The organism is Nonomuraea sp. NPDC049607 (assembly GCF_040675375.1).
Taxonomy (GTDB): Bacteria; Actinomycetota; Actinomycetes; order Streptosporangiales; family Streptosporangiaceae; genus Nonomuraea.
The window spans coordinates 39,758-55,874 of record NZ_JBFAOV010000047.1; the positions used below are offsets into that span (position 1 = coordinate 39,758).

The following is a 16,117-nucleotide window of genomic DNA, read 5'->3' on the forward strand; positions in this document are numbered from 1 at the left end:
GTCGGGTCAGAAGTAGCGCAGCCACACGTACACCCAGGCCAGGGCCGTGCTGCCCAGGGTGACGACGATGCCGTACCGGGTGAACTGCCAGAACGAGATCGGGTTGCCCGTGCGGGCGGCGATCCCGAGGGCCACCACGTTGGCGCTGGCGGCGACCGCGGTGCCGTTGCCGCCGAAGTCGGCGCCGAAGGCGAAGGCCCACCACAGCGCCTGCCCGGTGGACGCGTCCGGTGCGGCGGCGGCCAGTTCCTCCACCACCGGCGCCATCGTCGCCACGTACGGGATGTTGTCGAAGAACGCCCCCAGCACGCTGGAGCCGAACAGCAGCGAGGTGGCCGCGGCGAAGTAGTTGTCGCCGAACAGGTCGATGGTGGCCCGCCCGATGGTCTCCATGGTCCCGGTGTGCACCAGGCCCGCGACCATGACGAACAGCCCGGCGAAGAACACCAGCGTGGGCCATTCGACCTCGCGCAGCACGTCCCCGAGCTCGACCCGGCACACCAGCAGCATGACCCCCGCGCCGACCAGGGCGATGATCGAGGGCGCCAGGTGCAGGACGGAGTGCAGCGCGAACGCCGTCACCACCCCGGCCAGCACCGTCAGCGACCGCGCCAGCAGCGCGGGGTCGGTGATGGCCCGCCGCTCCTGCAACGCCATCACCTTGGCCACGTGGTCGGCGTTGTAGTGGAACGAGCGGCGGAACAGCGGGTAGGTGAGCAGCACGAACACCCCGAAGATCACCACGACCGCCGGGGCCATGTGCACGAGGAAGTCGTTGAACGTCAGCCCCGCCCGGCTGCCGATGATGATGTTCGGCGGGTCGCCGATCAGCGTCGCGGCCCCGCCGATGTTGGAGGCCAGCACCTCGGCGATCAGGTACGGCGCCGCCGGGATGCGCAGCCGCCCGCACACCATCACCGTCACCGGCGCGACCAGCATGATCGTCGTGACGTTGTCCAGGAAGGGCGAGGCCACGGCGGTGATGGCCATCAGCATGACCATCAGCCGGTACGGCCGTCCCCGTGAACGTTTGGCCGCCCAGATCGCCAGGTAGTCGAACAGCCCGGTCTGTTTGATCACGCCCACGATGATCATCATGCCGAGCAGCAGGAAGATGACGTTCCAGTCGATGCCCGCGTGCCCTGAGGAGAACACCTCCTCCCCCGGTGTCAGCCCGAGCACGGTCATCAGCCCGGCCGCCACGAGGACGACCTTGACCTTGTCGGCCTTCTCGGTGGCGATGAAGAAGAACGCCACCACGAAAATGGCCATGGCCAGGATCGCGCTCATCCGGATCAGTCCGGAAGGCTCGTGATGGCCAGGCTGGTCAGCAGGCGTTCCAGTGTGATCGCCCCGCTGAGGGTGCCGTCGGCGCCGAGCATGGCGACGAGCGGACTGCGGGTGCGGGCCATCAGCGCCGCCACCTCCAGCAGCGTCGCCTCCGGCGGCACGGTGACGGGCCGCGCGGGCGGCTTGGGCAGGCAGTCACCGACCGTCAGGTGGGCGAGCTCCTGCCAGAACACCTCGGCGTCGCTCTCGTCGAGGGTGCGGACCAGGGCCGGGTCCTCCTGGTAGGTGCCGGGGATGGCCAGCCGCAGCACCTGCGTGCCCGGCAGCACGGTCGCGGGCCTGCCGTGCTCGTCCACCACGATGAGCCCGGGGAGCCGGTTGACGACCATCAGGCGCACCGCGCGGACCACGGAGTCGCGGGCGGTCACGGTCGGCAGGGTGACGGCGATATCGTGTGCTCGCATGGCACCGTCCATGGTGGTCGGAGTGGTCTGGGAACGGCGTGCCGCGCCGGTTCCGGGCGCGGCCGCATGGCGGATCTTGATGGGGTACCTCCAGCGGGGGCGAACGTCAGAAGGGCGGCCAGGGGGCTCAGACGCCCTGCCCCGGCCACGGGACGGCGGCCGGCCCCCGGCGCGGCCCGCCCGTCAGATGGCCCCGGGGGACGGACCGCGACCCGCGGGCGGGCAGGAGGAGAAGCGGTCCTGCCGCCGCGGCCCAGAGAAGGTCCGTGCCACGCATCGCCCACCTCCTTACGGTCCGTCCCTGTTTTCCGGGGAGACCCATGTCATCACCGGGCGGGGGGCCGCGCCCATCGGGTCCGGCCCCCATATCGGGTGGGGGCGGAGCCGTATCCGGGCGAGGTAAGTGGACAGGGCGGGCGGAATACGCCCAGGCTGGAGGCATGAGAGACGCCGTCGCCACCGCGCCGGAGCCGCCAGGCCGCACCCCGGCCCAGGCGTTGTTCCGCCGCCTGTTCGTCATCAACGCGCTGGTCTTCGCCGCGGGCACGTTCGTGCTGGCGCTGTCTCCGGCGACGGTCTCCTCACCGGTGCTCCTGACCGAGGTCCCGGTGCTGCTGATCGGCCTGGCGCTGATCCTGGCGGCGAACGCGTTCCTGGTGCGGGCCAGCCTCGCCCCGCTGACCTCGCTGACCGCCCTGATGCGGCGCGTGGACCTGCTGCACACCCACGACCGGCTGCCCGCCGGCAACCGGGACCTCAGGAGCGTCACCGACACCTTCAACCAGATGCTCGACCGCCTGGAGGAGGAGCGCAGCGTGGCCAGCGCCCAGGCCCTGGCCGCCCAGGAGGCCGAACGCGGCCGCATCGCCCGCGAGCTGCACGACGAGATCGGCCAGAGCCTGACCGTCGCGCTGCTGGCCCTCAAGCGGGTGCGCGACCGGGCGCCCGCGGAGCTGGCCGAGGAGCTGGGACACGCCCAGGAGGCGATCAGGACCAGCCTGGACGAGGTGCGCCAGGTCGCCCATCGGCTGCGTCCCGGCGTCCTGGAGGACCTGGGGCTGATCAGCGCCCTCACCGCGCTGGCCACCGACCTGTCGCAGACCGGCACGGTCGAGGTCGGCCGCCGGCTGGCCCCGGGGCTGCCGCCGCTGACCTCCGAGGTCGAGCTCGTCCTCTACCGCATCGCCCAGGAGAGCCTGACCAACGTCGCCCGCCACGCCGAGGCCACCCGGGCGACGCTCACGCTGACGCCCGACGGCGGCGACCTGGTCCTGCGCGTCGCCGACAACGGCCGGGGCGGCATCGGCGAGCCGGGCGCCGGCATCCGCGGCATGCACGAGCGCGCCCTGCTCATCGGGGCCCGCCTGAGCGTGCACTCGCCGCCCGGTGGCGGCACCGAGATCGTCCTCACCGTCCCCGGCGCGGCCAAGGAGAACGCCCGATGACCCGCATCCTGCTCGCCGACGACCACGCGCTCGTCCGCCAGGGCGTCCGTCTCATCCTCGACGCGGAGCCCGACCTGACCGTGGTCGCCGAGGCCGCCGACGGGGCCGAGGCGGTCGAGGCCGTCCGCACCCACGACATCGACCTGGTCATCCTGGACATCGCCATGCCGCGCATGACCGGGTTGCAGGCCGCGCGCGAGATCGCCCGCCGCCGGCCGGGCGTGCGCATGCTGATGTTGTCCATGTACGACAACGAGCAGTACTTCTTCGCCGCGCTGAAGGCCGGGGCCTGCGGCTACGTGCTGAAGTCGGTGGCCGACCGCGATCTCATCGAGGCGTGCCGGGCGGCGATGCGCGGCGAGCCGTTCCTCTACCCCGGGGCGGTCACCGCGCTGATCCGCGACTACCTCCACCGCCACCGGCACGGCGACCCGCTGCCCGACAGCCTGCTGACGGCCCGCGAGGAGGAGATCGTCAAGCTCATCGCCGAGGGCCACTCCACCAAGGCCATCGCCGACACCCTGGTCATCAGCCCCAAGACCGTCGACCGCCACCGCAGCAACATCCTGGCCAAGCTCGGCCTCAACGACCGCCTCGACCTGACCCGCTACGCCATCCGCGCCGGCCTGATCGAACCCTGACCTCGGCGGACGGCCTCGCCGCCGGGTCCCGTGGGCCCCGCGGCCCGTCCGGATGGAGCCCGCGGGCGCAGTTCCATGAGACGATCGAGATCATGATGGGTCCGTTGGGCGCGAGCAGTCACGTCCTCCACGCCTCGCTTTCGTCCTGCCATGCCCCGGCACGGGCCGCCGCCGGTCCCGTCGCCGTGCCGGTCGCGTGCTGAGCATGGCCGACGACACCGTCGCGTCCTGGGACGCGCTCACCGGTCAGGAGGCCCGCGGCCTCGTCGCCCGCATCGAGGGGCTGCGCCCGCGGCGCGGTCCCGGCGACGGGGGCGAGGTGCCGTCGGCCGACGTCGACGTCGTCGAAGGGCTCGTTCCGGTGGCGGCCGGCGTGGCGGCGGCCTGGCTGCGCGAGCGGCCGTCCCCGGCCCTGCGGCGTACCCGGCTGCGGGTCCTGGCCTCCTACCTGCGGTGGCTGCGGGCGCAGGATCTCGCCGGCGACGTGCTGGGCAGCGGGTCGCAGGTCGACGCCTACTGCCTGGCCGCCCTCACCACCGGGCTGGCGCCGTCCGGCCGGCCGCTGGCCAAGGCGACGGTGGTCCGCAGGCGGGCCGTCCTGGCCTCGTTCTACGCCTTCGCCGGGCGCCACGGGCGGGCTCTGCCCGCGCCGGCCGCCCATCCGCCCACCCCGGCCGAGCGGCGGCTGCTGCGCGGCGGGATCGCCACGCTGGCCGAGGAAGGGCGCTTAGCCGAGGCCGTGGCGGTCGGGCTGCTGGAGTCCACCGGCGCGTCCGTCGACGCGCTGGCCCGGCTGACCGCGTGCGACGTGCACCTGGTGGGCGGCGGCGACCCCGTGTTGATCACCCTGCACGACGGCCGGGGCGACATCGTCGCCTTCCCGCTCGCGCCCTACCTGCGCCGCCCGCTGCGCCGCCTGTGCGGCGACCGGCCCGCCGACCATCCGCTGCTCAGCGGCGGCGACGCGGGCCGGCGTGTCGACCTGGCGTGGACGCGGGCCGCGCTCATCGACGCCGCGCTCGCCGCCGGTCTGCCCCGGTGGCGGGCCGAGGGCCTGCACCCGCACCTGATGCGCGCCCTGACCGTGACCGAACTCGGCGGGTCCCCGGCGGACGTCCGGGCGCGCTGAGCCCCTGACTCTCGGCGGCCGGGGCGAGCCCCCTGCCGCCGCGGGGCGGGCCGGTTCAGACGGCGCCGGTGAGCCGGCGGCGGAACACCCAGTACGTCCACGCCTGGTAGCCCAGCACCAGCGGCGTGAAGATGGCCGCGACCCAGGTCATCACCGTCAGCGTGTACGGGCTGGAGGCCGCGTTGGTCACGGTGAGGCTGTTGGCCGGGTCCAGAGCGGGCATGACGTTCGGGAACAGGCCGCTGAAGATCGCGCAGACCAGCGCGACCACGGCGACCGCGCTGGCGGTGAAGGCCCACCCGTCACGGCCGCGCACGGTCGCGGCCACCGCGCCGATCAGGCCGAGCGCGACCAGCGCCACGGCGGCCCACCGGACCGGCCCGGCGCCGTCGTTCGAGAGCAGCAGGAACGCCATCACCGCCAGGAACGCCGCCGGGGAGATGCTCTTGGCCATCCGGGCGGCGGCCAGGCGCAGGTCGCCGGTGGTGCGCAGGGCCAGGAAGACCGCGCCGTGCAGGGTGAACAGCAGCAGCGTGGCCAGCCCGCCGAGCAGCGCGAACGGGTTGAGCAGGGTCAGCAGCGTGCCGGTGTACTCGTGCTCGGCGTTCAGCGGGACACCGCGCACGATGTTGGCGAACGCGACCCCCCAAAGGAAGGCGGGGACGAGGGACCCCCAGAACAGCGCCCGGTCCCAGCCGCGCGTGCTGTCGCTCTTGCTGCGGTACTCCAGGGCCACGCCGCGGGCGATGAGCGCCAGCAGGATGAGGAACAGCGGCAGGTAGAAGCCGCTGAACAGGGTGGCGTACCACTCGGGGAAGGCGGCGAACGTCGCGCCGCCGGCCACCAGCAGCCACACCTCGTTGCCGTCCCAGACCGGGCCGATCGTCTTGAGCACGGCTCGCCGGTCGGCCTCCTCGCGGCTCAGGACGGGCATCAGGATGCCGACGCCGAAGTCGAAGCCCTCCAGCAGGAAGTAGCCGGTCCACAGCACGGCGATCAGTACGAACCAGACGTTTTCCATGATTTCCTCAGTAGCTCAGCGCGGGGACGGCGGTCTCGGGCTCGTCCTGCTCGTTCGGCCCGATCCGGATGAACTTGACCAGCAGCCGGATCTCGATGATCGCGAGCACGGCGTAGGCCAGGGTGAAGCCGACCAGCGTGATGGCCACCGAGGGCACGTCCGCCGTGGGCGAGACGGCGTAGGCGGTGCGCATCAGCCCGAAGACGGTCCACGGCTGGCGGCCCATCTCGGTGAAGATCCAGCCCATGCTGTTGGCCAGGAACGGCAGGCCGATGCCGGCGACGGCCAGCCGGTAGGCCCAGCGGCCCGCGGGCAGCCGGCCGCGCCTGGTCAGCCAGAGCCCGGCCAGGGCGAGCAGCGCCGACAGCATGCCGAATCCGATCATGAGCCGGAAGGACCAGTAGGCCAGGCCGACGACCGGCCGGTAGTCGCCGGGGCCGTACAGGGCCTCGTAGCGGGCCTGGATGTCGTTGATGCCCTCGACCTCGCCGTCCAGGGTGTTGGTGGACAGCAGGCTCAGGCCGTACGGGATCTGGAGGTTGACGTGGTTGCGGCCGTTCTCGACGTCGCCGATGGCGAACAGGGAGAAGCCGGCGGAGGTCTCGTCCTCCCACAGGGCCTCGGCGGCGGCCATCTTCATCGGCTGCTGCTCGGTCATGATCTGGGCCTGCCAGTGGCCGGAGAACGACACCCCGACCGCCGAGACCAGGCTGACGGCCAGCGCCAGCCGGGCCGAGGTGCGGAAGAGGGAGACGTCCCGCTTGCGCAGCAGGAACCAGGCGCTGACGCCCAGCACGAACGCGGCCGCCGTCAGGAACGCCCCGAACAGGACGTGCGGGAAGGTGACCAGCGTGGTCGAGTTGGTCAGGACGGCCCAGATGTCGGTCAGCTCGGCGCGGCCGTTGTTGATCCGGTAGCCGACGGGGTGCTGCATCCAGGAGTTGGCCGCCAGGATGAAGTAGGCCGAGATGTTGGTGCCGATGGCGGCCAGCCAGATCGTGGCCAGGTGCAGCCGGGGCGACAGCCGGTCCCATCCGAAGATCCACAGGCCGAGGAACGTGGACTCCAGGAAGAAGGCCATCAGCCCCTCCATGGCCAGGGGCGCCCCGAACACGTCGCCAACGAACCGGGAATAGTCACTCCAGTTCATCCCGAACTGGAACTCCTGCACGATGCCCGTCACGACGCCCATGGCGAAGTTGATCAGGAACAGCCGGCCCCAGAACCGGGTCAGCCGCAGGTACTCCGGCTTCTTCGTCCGGTGCCACGCCGTCTGCAACCCGGCCACGATGATCGACAGGCCGATCGTGAGCGGCACGAAGAGGAAGTGGTAGACGGTCGTGATGCCGAACTGCCACCGGGAGAGATCCAGGACATCCATGCAGGCCAGGCTCCTCTTCCCGGCCGTCGCGCCGTAGGGCCGTGCGTCCCTGGGACGAGGGACGTTGGTCCCATGGAGGGGCGAAGGACCCTGTCCGGGGTACGGGGTGCCTGGACGGCTTCACCACGCATGGGGACGCAGAGGCAGGAGGAGACAGTGACACGGACCGGCGACTTCGGCCACCGCATCCAGTACCACCGGCAACGGCTCGGGCTCACCGTCGAGCAGGTGGCGGAACGGGCGGACATGTCCGCCGGCTACCTCCGGTACATGGAGGAGCACGTGGACATCCCGGACAGGGGCACCCTGAACCGCCTGGCCGACGCGCTGGGGACCACCGGCGAGGACCTGCTGGGCGGCGGGCGCGACCGGCCGCCGGGCGTGGGGCCGGCGATGGCCGAACCCGTCCTGGAGGTGCTCGAACGTGACGAATGCCTGAGCCTGATCGCGCCCGGCGGCATCGGCCGGATCGCGTTCAACGGCTCGCACGGGCCGACGGTGCTGCCCGTCAACTACCGCGTGCACGACGGCGCCATCGTCTTCCGCACCGCCTCGGGCGGCCCCATGGACCAGGACCTGCGGACCGGGCTGGAGGGCGTCGAGGTCATGGTGGGCTTCGAGGTGGACCGCATCGACGAGGCCCGGCGGCAGGGCTGGAGCGTGCTCGTCCAGGGGCCCGCGCACCACGTGACGCCGGACGAGCAGGCCGGCGACGACATCACCCCGTGGGCGGGCGGCGACCGGTCGCTGCACATCCGGATCGTCCCCCACCACGTCACCGGCCGCCGCATCCACGCGATGTAGGGTCAGCGCGACCGGACGGGCACCCGTCGCCGATAGACGACGTAGGGCCGCCACAGGTACGCCACCGGCGCCGACCACACGTGCACCAGCCGGGTGAACGGCCAGATCGCGGCCAGCAGCCAGGCCGACATCGCGTGCAGCTGGAACAGCAGCGGCACGTCGGCCATCAGGCGGGGGTCGGGACGGAAGGTCAGGACGCCCCGGAACCAGACCGCGATCGTGGCTCGGTAGTCGTAGCCGCCGCCGAGCAGGTTGCTGCCGACGGTCGCGGCCATGCCGAGCACGATCACCGCGGTCAGCACGGTGAACAGCACCTTGTCGGCGCGGGTGGTGGTCCGCCGCACCCGCGGGCTGGTGAGGCGGCGGGCCAGCAGCAGTCCCAGGCCCGCGACGACCATGACCCCGGCCACGGTCCCGGCGCTCACCGACACCAGGTGGTAGAGGTGCTCGTCCACGCCCGCCGCCTCGGTCCAGCTCTTGGGGACGAGCAGGCCGAGCACGTGACCGCCGATGGCCGCGAAGGCGCCGAGGTGGAACAGCGGCGAGCCGAGCCGCAGCAGCCTGCTCTCCAGCACCTGCGTGGTATGCGTGGTCCAGCCGAACTGGTCCACCCGCCAGCGCCAGACGTGCCCGGCGACGAAGATCGTCAAAGCGACATAGGGGACGATCGCCCACAGCACGACGCTCACGGCCGTACCTCACTCTCGTTCAGCGGCGGGCCGGCCAGGGCGAGGTCGGCCACCGCGGCCCGTTCGGCCGCCGACATGCCGGGCAGCACCGCGCACAGGGCGTCCAGCACGAGCGCGTACGGCGAGCCGGACTCGTGCAGGGCGGTGCGGATGAGCTCCAGCCCCTTGCGGTGCTGGCGCAGCGGCGCCTCCCCCGCGTCCGGCCCGGCCAGGGCGGCGAACTCGCACACCACCGGCAGGAAGTCGGGCAGCTCGCCCTCGGGCGGGGTGAGCCCGGCCACCCGGTAGCGCTGCTTGAGCGTCAGCAGCGCCATGCCGCGGCGGCGGGTGTCGCCGTGCAGGTAGTAGGTGAGGTAGAGGCTGGACCTGCGGCGCAGGTCGAACGTCTCGACGTAGTGGCGGGCCAGCGGCATCGGCTGCCGGTCGCCGAACCACCACAGGAACTGCTCCAGCGCCTGGCGCGGATGCCCGTCGGGCAGCGCGGCGACGGCCCGGCGCAGCTCGGCGCGGGCGGCCAGCAGCCCGGCGTCGGGGTACTGCAGCAGCAGCGAGACCAGCCGGAGCAGCGCGGCGCGCTCCTGCGGCCGCTCGACGACGGTGTCGGGGGCGGGGAGCAGTCTCATGACGCCGGTTCCTTCCCGGTGAACAGTTTCAGGCCCAGGCGTCCGTCGCCGCGGCGGCCGGTCACGCCGGCCGGGTGGAACTCGCTCATCCCCGGGCCGCCGTCGCCGTCCAGGCTGCATCCGGCGGCCTGGGACGACAGCGCGGCGGCGTCCTCGCGGTGGGCGGCGGGCACGACGTAGCGCTCGTCGTACTTGGCGACGGCCAGCAGGCGGTACATCTCCTCCATGTCCCGCGCCGTCATCCCGGCCGACTCCAGCAGGTCCCCGGCCACGGTGCCGTCGACCGTGCGGGCCCGCATGTAGCCGCGCATCGCCGACAACTTCATCAGCACCCCGGCCACCACCTCGGTGTCCCCTGCGCCGAACAGCCCGGCCAGGTACTCCAGCGGGATGCGCAGGTCGGTGATGGCGTGGAAGACGTTGTCGGGGTCGTCGGCGTCCGCGCCGACGCCGGTCACGGCGTCGAGCACCGGCGACAGCGGCGGGATGTACCAGACCATCGGCAGCGTGCGGTACTCCGGATGCAGCGGCAGCGCCACCCGGTAGCGCATGGCCAGCCGGTAGACCGGCGAGCGCCGCGCGGCCTCGATCCAGTCCTCGGCGATCCCGGAGGCCCGCGCGGCGGCGGCCACCTCGGGGTCGTCGGGGTCGAGGAAGACCTTGCGCTGGGCCTCCAGCAGGTCACGCGGGTCGGGTACGCGGGCCGCGGGCAGCACGGCGTCGGCGTCGTACAGGACCAGGCCGATGTAGCGCAGCCGGCCCACGCAGGTCTCGGCGCACACGGTCGGCTGCCCCGCCTCGATCCGGGGGAAGCAGAACGTGCACTTCTCGGCCTTGCCGGTCTTGTGGTTGACGTACACCTTCTTGTACGGGCACGACGAGACGCACATGCGCCAGCCGCGGCAGCGGTCCTGGTCCACCAGGACGATGCCGTCCTCCTCCCGCTTGTACATCGCGCCGGAGGGGCAGGCGGCCACGCACGCCGGGTTGAGGCAGTGCTCGCAGATGCGCGGCAGGTGGAACATGAAGGTCTGGTCGAACTCCATGCGCACCTTCTCGGCCATGGCCGCGAGGTTGGGGTCGCCGTGGGCGTGCTCGGGGGCGCCGCCGAGGTCGTCCTCCCAGTTCGCGCCCCAGGTGATGTTCAGGTCCTTGCCGGTGATGGCCGACTTGGGGCGGATGACCGGCACGTGCGGCCCGGCGGGGGCGTTCAGCAGGGTGTCGTAGTCGTAGGTGGCCGGCTCGTAGTAGTCGTCCAGGTCCGGCAGGTCGGGGTTGGAGAACAGGTTGAGCAGCCGCTTGACCCGGCCGCCGGCGCGGAGCTTGAGCCGGCCGCGCCCGTCGAGCTGCCAGCCGCCGTGCCAGCGATCCTGGTCCTCGTAGCGCTTGGGGTAGCCGACGCCGGGCTTGGTCTCGACGTTGTTGAACCAGACGTACTCGACGCCGTCCCGGTTGGTCCAGGTCTGCTTGCAGGTGACCGAGCAGGTGTGGCAGCCGATGCACTTGTCCAGGTTCATCACCATGGCGACCTGTGCCATGACGCGCATCAGTAGGTCACCTCCTGGCCGCGGCGGCGGATCACCGTGATCTCGTCACGCTGGTTGCCGGTCGGCCCGTAGTAGTTGAAGGCGTAGGTGAACTGCGCGTACCCGCCGATGAGGTGGCTGGGCTTGAGCAGCAGCCGGGTGAGGGAGTTGTGCACGCCGCCGCGCCGGCCCGACCGCTCGGTGAGCGGGACGTTCACGTTGCGGTCCTTGGCGTGGTACATGTACACGGTCCCGGCCGGCATGCGGTGGGAGACGACCGCCCTGGCCACGACCACGCCGTTGCGGTTGTACGCCTCGATCCAGTCGTTGTCGGCGGCCCCGATCGAGGCGGCGTCCTCGACGCTCATCCAGATCGTGGGGCCGCCCCGCGACAGGGCCAGCATGTACGCGTTGTCCTGGTACTCCGAGTGGATCGACCACTTCGAGTGCGGCGTCAGGTACCGCACGGTGACCTCGGCGCCCTGCCCGTCGCCCTGCCTGTCGCGCTGGTCGCCGTGGTGGCGGCGCAGGTCCAGCGGCGGCCGGTAGGCGGGCAGCTGCTCGCCCAGCTCGATGATCCAATCGTGGTCGAGGAAGAACTGCTGCCGCCCGGTCAGGGTGTGCCAGGGTTTGTCGCGTTCGACGTTGATGACGAAGGCGGAGTAGCGCCGACCGCCGGTCTCCGAGCCGGACCACTCGGGCGAGGTGATCACCGGCTGCGGCCTCGACCGCGTGTCGGCGAACGTGATGCGCTTGCCCTCGTGCTCGGCGGCCAGGTCGGCGAGCCTGGTCCCGGTGCGCTTCTCCATGGTCTCGAAGCCCTGGGTGGCCAGGCGGCCGTTGGTGGTGCCGGACAGCGTGAGGATGGCCTCGCACATCCGGTCGGCGGTGCCGAGGGAGATGTGGCCCTCGGGGGTCTCGCCGTTCTGCTCGCGCAGGTGGTCCAGCTCGGGGCCCACCTGGTAGGTGATGCCCTTGGTGGTCAGGCCCAGGCCGGCGAACAGCGGCCCGATCCCGCGCACCCGCTCGGCGACGGCGCCGTAGTCGCGCTCGATCGTGACGATCTTGGGCATCGTCTTCCCCGGCACGGGCTCGCACTCGCCGTGCTTCCAGTCGCGTACCCGGCCGCCCGGCTGGGCCAGCTCGTCCGGGGTGTCGTGGGTGAGCGGGACGGCCAGCACGTCGGTGCGCCGGCCCAGGTGGCGGGCGGCCAGCTCGGAGAAGGCGTCGGCCAGCCCGAGGAAGGCGTCGTGGTCGGAGCGGGTCTGCCACGGCGGGGCGATGGCCGGGTTGAAGGCGTGCACGAACGGGTGCATGTCGGTGCTGGACAGGTCGTGCTTCTCGTACCAGGTGGCGGCGGGCAGGACCACGTCGGAGAACAGCGCCGTGGACGTCATCCTGAAGTCGATCGTCGTCAGCAGGTCGAGCTTGCCCTCGGCGGCGTTCTCCCGCCAGGTCACCTCGGCCGGGCGCAGGCCCTCGGGCGTCTCCTCGTTGCGGGCCTCGGCGTCGGCGCCGAGCAGGTGGCGCAGGAAGTACTCGTTGCCCTTGCCGGAGGAGCCGAGCAGGTTGGCCCGCCACACGGTCAGCACCCGCGGGAAGTTGGCCGGGTCGCCCGGGTCCTCGGCGGCGAAGCGCAGCCGTCCCGCCTTCAGCTCCGCCACCACGTGCTCGGCCACCGGGACGCCGCGCTCGGCGGCCTCGTCGGCGAGTTCGAGCGGGTTGCGGTCGAACGTCGGGTGCGAGGGCAGCCAGCCCAGCCGGGCCGCCTGGGCGTTGCAGTCGGCGAACGAGCGGCCCGCGAACCTGCCCTCGCCCAGCGGGCTGGCCAGCTCGCCGGCCCCGATGCGTTCGTAACGCCACTGGTCGGTGGCCAGGTACCAGAACGCGGTGCCGGCCATGTGCCGGGTCGGGCGCTGCCAGTCGAAGCCGAAGGCCAGGTGCTGGAAGCCGGTGACCGGGCGGACCTTCTCCTGGCCCACGTAGTGCGCCCAGCCGCCGCCGTTGACGCCCTGGCAGCCGGTCAGCAGCACCAGCGTCAGGAACGAGCGGTAGATCTGGTCGGAGTGGAACCAGTGGTTGGTGCCCGCGCCCATCGCGATCATCGACCGGCCCTTGGTGCGCTCGGCGTTGCGGGCGAACTCGCGGGCGATCCTGGCGATCGTGGCGGCCGGGACCGAGGTGATCTCCTCCGCCCAGGCCGGGGTGTAGGGCCGGCCGGCGTCCTCGTAGCTCTCCGGCCAGTCGCCGGGCAGGTCGCGCTTGACGCCGTACTGGGCCATGAGCAGGTCGAACACCGTCGTCACGAGCTTGCCGGCCATCTCGGTCACCGGGACGCCGCGGCGCATGACCGTGCCGCCCTCGGTGGGCCCCTCGTCGAAGCGCGGCAGGTCCACCTCGACCGCCCGCCCGGACCGTCCGAGCAGGGTCAGCGCGGGGACGGCGCCGTCCAGGTCGAGGTTCCAGCGGCCCTCGCCCTCCTGGCCCCAGCGGTGGCCGAGCGTGCCGTTCGGCACCTGCGCCGCGCCGGTCGTCTCGTCCAGGAAGACGGTCTTGAACTCGGCGTTCTCGCTCTCCTGGCCCAGGTCGGCGGCGGTCAGGAAGCGGCGCGGCACGTACGCGTCGCCGCGCGGCTCCAGTGTCACCAGGAACGGCAGGTCGGTGTACTTGCGCACGTAGTCGGTGAAGTACGGGACCTGGCGGTCGCGGAAGAACTCGGTCAGCGTGACGTGGCCCATCGCCATGGCCAGGGCGCCGTCGGTGCCCGGGTGCGGCGCGAGCCAGTCGTCGGCGAACTTGACGTTGTCGGCGTAGTCGGGGCTGACCGCGACGACCTTGGTGCCCTGGTAGCGGGCCTCGGTCATGAAGTGGGCGTCCGGGGTGCGGGTGACCGGGATGTTGGAGCCCCACATGATCAGGTAGCGGGAGTTCCACCAGTCGGCCGCCTCGGGCACGTCGGTCTGGTCGCCCCACACCTGCGGCGAGGCGATCGGCAGGTCGGCGTACCAGTCGTAGAACGACAGCAGCGTGCCGCCGATCATCGACAGGAAGCGGGTGCCGGCCGCGAACGAGGCCATCGACATCGCAGGGATCGGCGAGAAGCCCACCACCCGGTCGGGGCCGTGGTCCTTGATGGTGTGCACGTGGGCGGCGGCCATCAGTTCGAGGACCTCCTCCCAGCTCGACCGGACGAACCCGCCCTTGCCGCGCGCCCGCTTGTAGGCCCGCGCGCGCTCCGGGTCGCCGGTCAGCTCGGCCCACGCCAGCACGGGGTCGCCCAGCCTGGCCTTGGCCTCGCGCCACATCTCCAGCAGCACGCCGCGCACGTACGGGTAGCGCACCCGCGAGGGAGAGTAGGTGTACCAGGAGAAGGAGGCGCCACGGGGACAGCCGCGCGGCTCGTACTCGGGCGACTCCGGGCCGACCGACGGGTAGTCGGTGGCCTGGTGCTCCCAGGTGATCAGGCCGTCCTTGACGAACACCTGCCAGGAGCACGAGCCCGTGCAGTTCACGCCGTGAGTCGAGCGCACCACCTTGTCGTGCGCCCACCGGTCCCGGTAGAAGCGGTCCCAGGCGCCGGGGTCGACCTGGTGCAGGGTGCGGCCGTCCGCCGACACCTCCGCCCTGGTGAAGAACTTCCTGGCGGCCAGCAACGGCCCCATGCCCGGGACCGCGTCCATGTCGCTCATGTCGCTCACAACTTTTCCCCTGCCACAACGGTCATGGCCCCAGGCTGGCGGGTGGGCGCCCGGTCCCGGCAGGGACCAAAGTCCCTTCGTACGGGCCCGATGGGCCCGCCGCCGGCGCCCGGGACCTTGGTCCCTACTGCCGGGTGACGGGAGGCGGTAGCGTCGAGGACATGATTCGTGTGTTCCTTCTCGACGATCACGAGGTCGTGCGGCGCGGCGTCGCCGCCCTGCTCGACTCCGAGGACGACATCGAGGTGATCGGCGAGGCCGGGACCGCCGAGTCGGCGATCGCCCGCATCCAGGCCCTGAAGCCGGACGTCGCCGTGCTCGACGTGCGCCTGCCCGACGGCAACGGCGTCGACGTGTGCCGCGAGGTGCGCTCCAAGCTGCCGGGGCTGGCCTGCCTCATGCTGACGTCGTTCGCCGACGACGACGCCCTGTTCGACGCGGTGATGGCCGGCGCCTCGGGCTACGTGCTCAAGCAGATCCACGGCTCCGACCTGGTCGGCGCGGTGCGCACGGTGGCCTCCGGGCAGTCGCTGCTCGACCCGCAGACCACCGCCGCCATGTTGCAGCGGCTGCGCGACCAGGCGGTCCGGCAGGACCCGCTGGCGGCACTGTCGGAGCAGGAGCGGCACATCCTCGACCTGATCGGCGAGGGGCTGACCAACCGGCAGATCGGCGAGCGCATGTTCCTGGCCGAGAAGACGGTCAAGAACTACGTGTCCAACCTGCTGGCCAAACTCAACATGCAGCGCCGTACGCAGGCGGCGGCGCTGTCGGCGCGGTTGCGGGCCGACCGGCGCGACTGAACGTCCCCCGGGATGGGACTTTCGCCTCTGACATCGGGAACGGTCCTGGTGGGAGGCTGAGAAGCATGCAACTCGATTCGTCCGGGCTCCAGGTGCTCTCCCGTGAGGAGTGCCTGCGCCTGTTGTCGTCCACGCCGATCGGGCGGATCGTCTTCACCGATCGCGCCCTGCCGGCGGTGCAGCCGGTCAACTTCTGCCTCGACGGCGAGAGCGTCGTCATCCGCACCTCGATCGGGTCGAAGCTGGCCGCGGCCACCCGGCACGCCGTGGTGGCGTTCGAGGCCGACGAGTTCGACCCGTCGATGCGCACCGGCTGGTCGGTGACGGCGGTCGGGCACGCGCGGGCGGTGACCGATCCCGCCGAGATGGCCCGGTTGTCCGCGCTGCCCCTGTCCCCGTGGGCTCCGGGGAGCCGCGACCACTACATCGTGGTGGACGCCGAGGAGGTGTCCGGCCGCCGGATCGCTGAGTGACGTACCGTTCAGACGCTTTCGTGCGGGGGCCGGGCGCCGGCCGGGCCCCCCCCGGTGGTGGGGGGGGGGGAGCGGGTGGCGGCCCCAAAGGAAGAGCGGGGGGGTGGGAAAAAGTGTTTTAAACAGAGTG

General features: G+C 72.0%; 14 protein-coding genes. 6 read left to right on the forward strand and 8 right to left on the reverse strand.

Annotated elements, in window-relative coordinates; genetic code table 11:
- Positions 1-6: 6 nt before the first annotated feature.
- Entirely contained in the window at positions 7-1,290 is a 1,284-nt protein-coding gene (locus AB0J97_RS46285) for an ArsB/NhaD family transporter (protein WP_357708665.1), read from the reverse strand.
- Positions 1,291-1,295: 5 nt separating this feature from the next.
- Positions 1,296-1,754 (reverse strand): CBS domain-containing protein, encoded by a 459-nt coding sequence (locus AB0J97_RS46290; RefSeq protein ID WP_357708663.1) that lies wholly within the window; start codon positions 1,752-1,754, stop codon positions 1,296-1,298.
- Positions 1,755-2,194: 440 nt separating this feature from the next.
- Here AB0J97_RS46290 and AB0J97_RS46295 point away from each other — a divergent pair, with 440 nt between their 5' ends.
- The 3 genes from AB0J97_RS46295 to AB0J97_RS46305 all read left to right on the forward strand — a co-directional run bounded on the left by AB0J97_RS46295 (position 2,195) and on the right by AB0J97_RS46305 (position 4,969).
- Positions 2,195-3,199, forward strand: coding sequence for a histidine kinase (locus AB0J97_RS46295; RefSeq protein ID WP_357708660.1), 1,005 nt, complete (start codon positions 2,195-2,197; stop codon positions 3,197-3,199).
- Positions 3,196-3,840: a response regulator transcription factor gene (locus AB0J97_RS46300; RefSeq protein ID WP_364102240.1), complete on the forward strand. Its 645-nt coding sequence runs from the start codon at positions 3,196-3,198 to the stop codon at positions 3,838-3,840. The genes AB0J97_RS46295 and AB0J97_RS46300 overlap by 4 nt, the downstream gene beginning before the upstream one ends.
- Positions 3,841-4,045: 205 nt before the next feature.
- The gene (locus tag AB0J97_RS46305) at positions 4,046-4,969 is read left to right on the forward strand and encodes a hypothetical protein (protein ID WP_364102243.1); all 924 of its coding nucleotides are present in this window, start codon (positions 4,046-4,048) and stop codon (positions 4,967-4,969) included.
- A gap of 55 nt (positions 4,970-5,024) precedes the next feature.
- On the opposite strand, the gene cydB is transcribed toward AB0J97_RS46305, so the two are convergent.
- Together cydB and AB0J97_RS46315 are read right to left on the reverse strand one after the other, a co-directional pair.
- A complete protein-coding gene (cydB, locus tag AB0J97_RS46310; RefSeq protein ID WP_364102246.1) occupies positions 5,025-5,990 on the reverse strand; it encodes a cytochrome d ubiquinol oxidase subunit II in 966 nt (321 codons plus the stop codon).
- Between the two features lie 7 nt (positions 5,991-5,997).
- A complete protein-coding gene (locus tag AB0J97_RS46315; RefSeq protein ID WP_364102249.1) occupies positions 5,998-7,371 on the reverse strand; it encodes a cytochrome ubiquinol oxidase subunit I in 1,374 nt (457 codons plus the stop codon).
- Between the two features lie 156 nt (positions 7,372-7,527).
- Here AB0J97_RS46315 and AB0J97_RS46320 point away from each other — a divergent pair, with 156 nt between their 5' ends.
- On the forward strand, positions 7,528-8,175 hold the full coding sequence (locus AB0J97_RS46320; protein ID WP_364102252.1) for a pyridoxamine 5'-phosphate oxidase family protein: 648 nt from the start codon (positions 7,528-7,530) through the stop codon (positions 8,173-8,175).
- 2 nt (positions 8,176-8,177) lie between these two features.
- Here AB0J97_RS46320 and narI read toward each other — a convergent pair whose 3' ends face one another.
- The 4 genes from narI to AB0J97_RS46340 are packed head-to-tail and all read right to left on the reverse strand — an operon-like array spanning position 8,178 to position 14,702.
- Positions 8,178-8,864, reverse strand: a complete 687-nt coding sequence (narI, locus tag AB0J97_RS46325; protein WP_364102255.1) for a respiratory nitrate reductase subunit gamma — start codon at positions 8,862-8,864, stop codon at positions 8,178-8,180.
- Positions 8,861-9,487, reverse strand: coding sequence for a nitrate reductase molybdenum cofactor assembly chaperone (gene narJ, locus AB0J97_RS46330; protein WP_364102258.1), 627 nt, complete (start codon positions 9,485-9,487; stop codon positions 8,861-8,863). Before narJ ends, narI begins: the two co-directional genes overlap by 4 nt.
- Entirely contained in the window at positions 9,484-11,034 is a 1,551-nt protein-coding gene (narH, locus tag AB0J97_RS46335) for a nitrate reductase subunit beta (RefSeq protein WP_364102261.1), read from the reverse strand. The genes narJ and narH overlap by 4 nt, the downstream gene beginning before the upstream one ends.
- The gene (locus AB0J97_RS46340; protein ID WP_364102270.1) at positions 11,034-14,702 is read right to left on the reverse strand and encodes a nitrate reductase subunit alpha; all 3,669 of its coding nucleotides are present in this window, start codon (positions 14,700-14,702) and stop codon (positions 11,034-11,036) included. The genes narH and AB0J97_RS46340 overlap by 1 nt, the downstream gene beginning before the upstream one ends.
- A 170-nt stretch (positions 14,703-14,872) precedes the next feature.
- Between AB0J97_RS46340 and AB0J97_RS46345 the strand changes: the two genes are divergently transcribed.
- On the forward strand, positions 14,873-15,514 hold the full coding sequence (locus AB0J97_RS46345) for a response regulator transcription factor (RefSeq protein ID WP_357708648.1): 642 nt from the start codon (positions 14,873-14,875) through the stop codon (positions 15,512-15,514).
- 65 nt (positions 15,515-15,579) lie between these two features.
- The gene (locus tag AB0J97_RS46350; RefSeq protein WP_364102264.1) at positions 15,580-15,987 is read left to right on the forward strand and encodes a pyridoxamine 5'-phosphate oxidase family protein; all 408 of its coding nucleotides are present in this window, start codon (positions 15,580-15,582) and stop codon (positions 15,985-15,987) included.
- The last annotated feature ends 130 nt before the right edge of the window (positions 15,988-16,117 follow it).

Bases quoted from the DNA above. Each gene is read 5' to 3' on its own strand.
- narJ (WP_364102258.1), bottom strand. From the start codon at position 9,487: ATGAGACTGCTCCCCGCCCCCGACACCGTCGTCGAGCGGCCGCAGGAG.
- AB0J97_RS46300 (WP_364102240.1), top strand. From the start codon at position 3,196: ATGACCCGCATCCTGCTCGCCGACGACCACGCGCTCGTCCGCCAGGGC.
- AB0J97_RS46350 (WP_364102264.1), top strand. From the start codon at position 15,580: ATGCAACTCGATTCGTCCGGGCTCCAGGTGCTCTCCCGTGAGGAGTGC.
- narH (WP_364102261.1), bottom strand. From the start codon at position 11,034: ATGCGCGTCATGGCACAGGTCGCCATGGTGATGAACCTGGACAAGTGC.
- AB0J97_RS46290 (WP_357708663.1), bottom strand. From the start codon at position 1,754: ATGCGAGCACACGATATCGCCGTCACCCTGCCGACCGTGACCGCCCGC.
- AB0J97_RS46295 (WP_357708660.1), top strand. From the start codon at position 2,195: ATGAGAGACGCCGTCGCCACCGCGCCGGAGCCGCCAGGCCGCACCCCG.
- AB0J97_RS46315 (WP_364102249.1), bottom strand. From the start codon at position 7,371: ATGGATGTCCTGGATCTCTCCCGGTGGCAGTTCGGCATCACGACCGTC.
- AB0J97_RS46305 (WP_364102243.1), top strand. From the start codon at position 4,046: ATGGCCGACGACACCGTCGCGTCCTGGGACGCGCTCACCGGTCAGGAG.
- AB0J97_RS46285 (WP_357708665.1), bottom strand. From the start codon at position 1,290: ATGAGCGCGATCCTGGCCATGGCCATTTTCGTGGTGGCGTTCTTCTTC.
- AB0J97_RS46345 (WP_357708648.1), top strand. From the start codon at position 14,873: ATGATTCGTGTGTTCCTTCTCGACGATCACGAGGTCGTGCGGCGCGGC.
- cydB (WP_364102246.1), bottom strand. From the start codon at position 5,990: ATGGAAAACGTCTGGTTCGTACTGATCGCCGTGCTGTGGACCGGCTAC.
- AB0J97_RS46340 (WP_364102270.1), bottom strand. From the start codon at position 14,702: ATGAGCGACATGGACGCGGTCCCGGGCATGGGGCCGTTGCTGGCCGCC.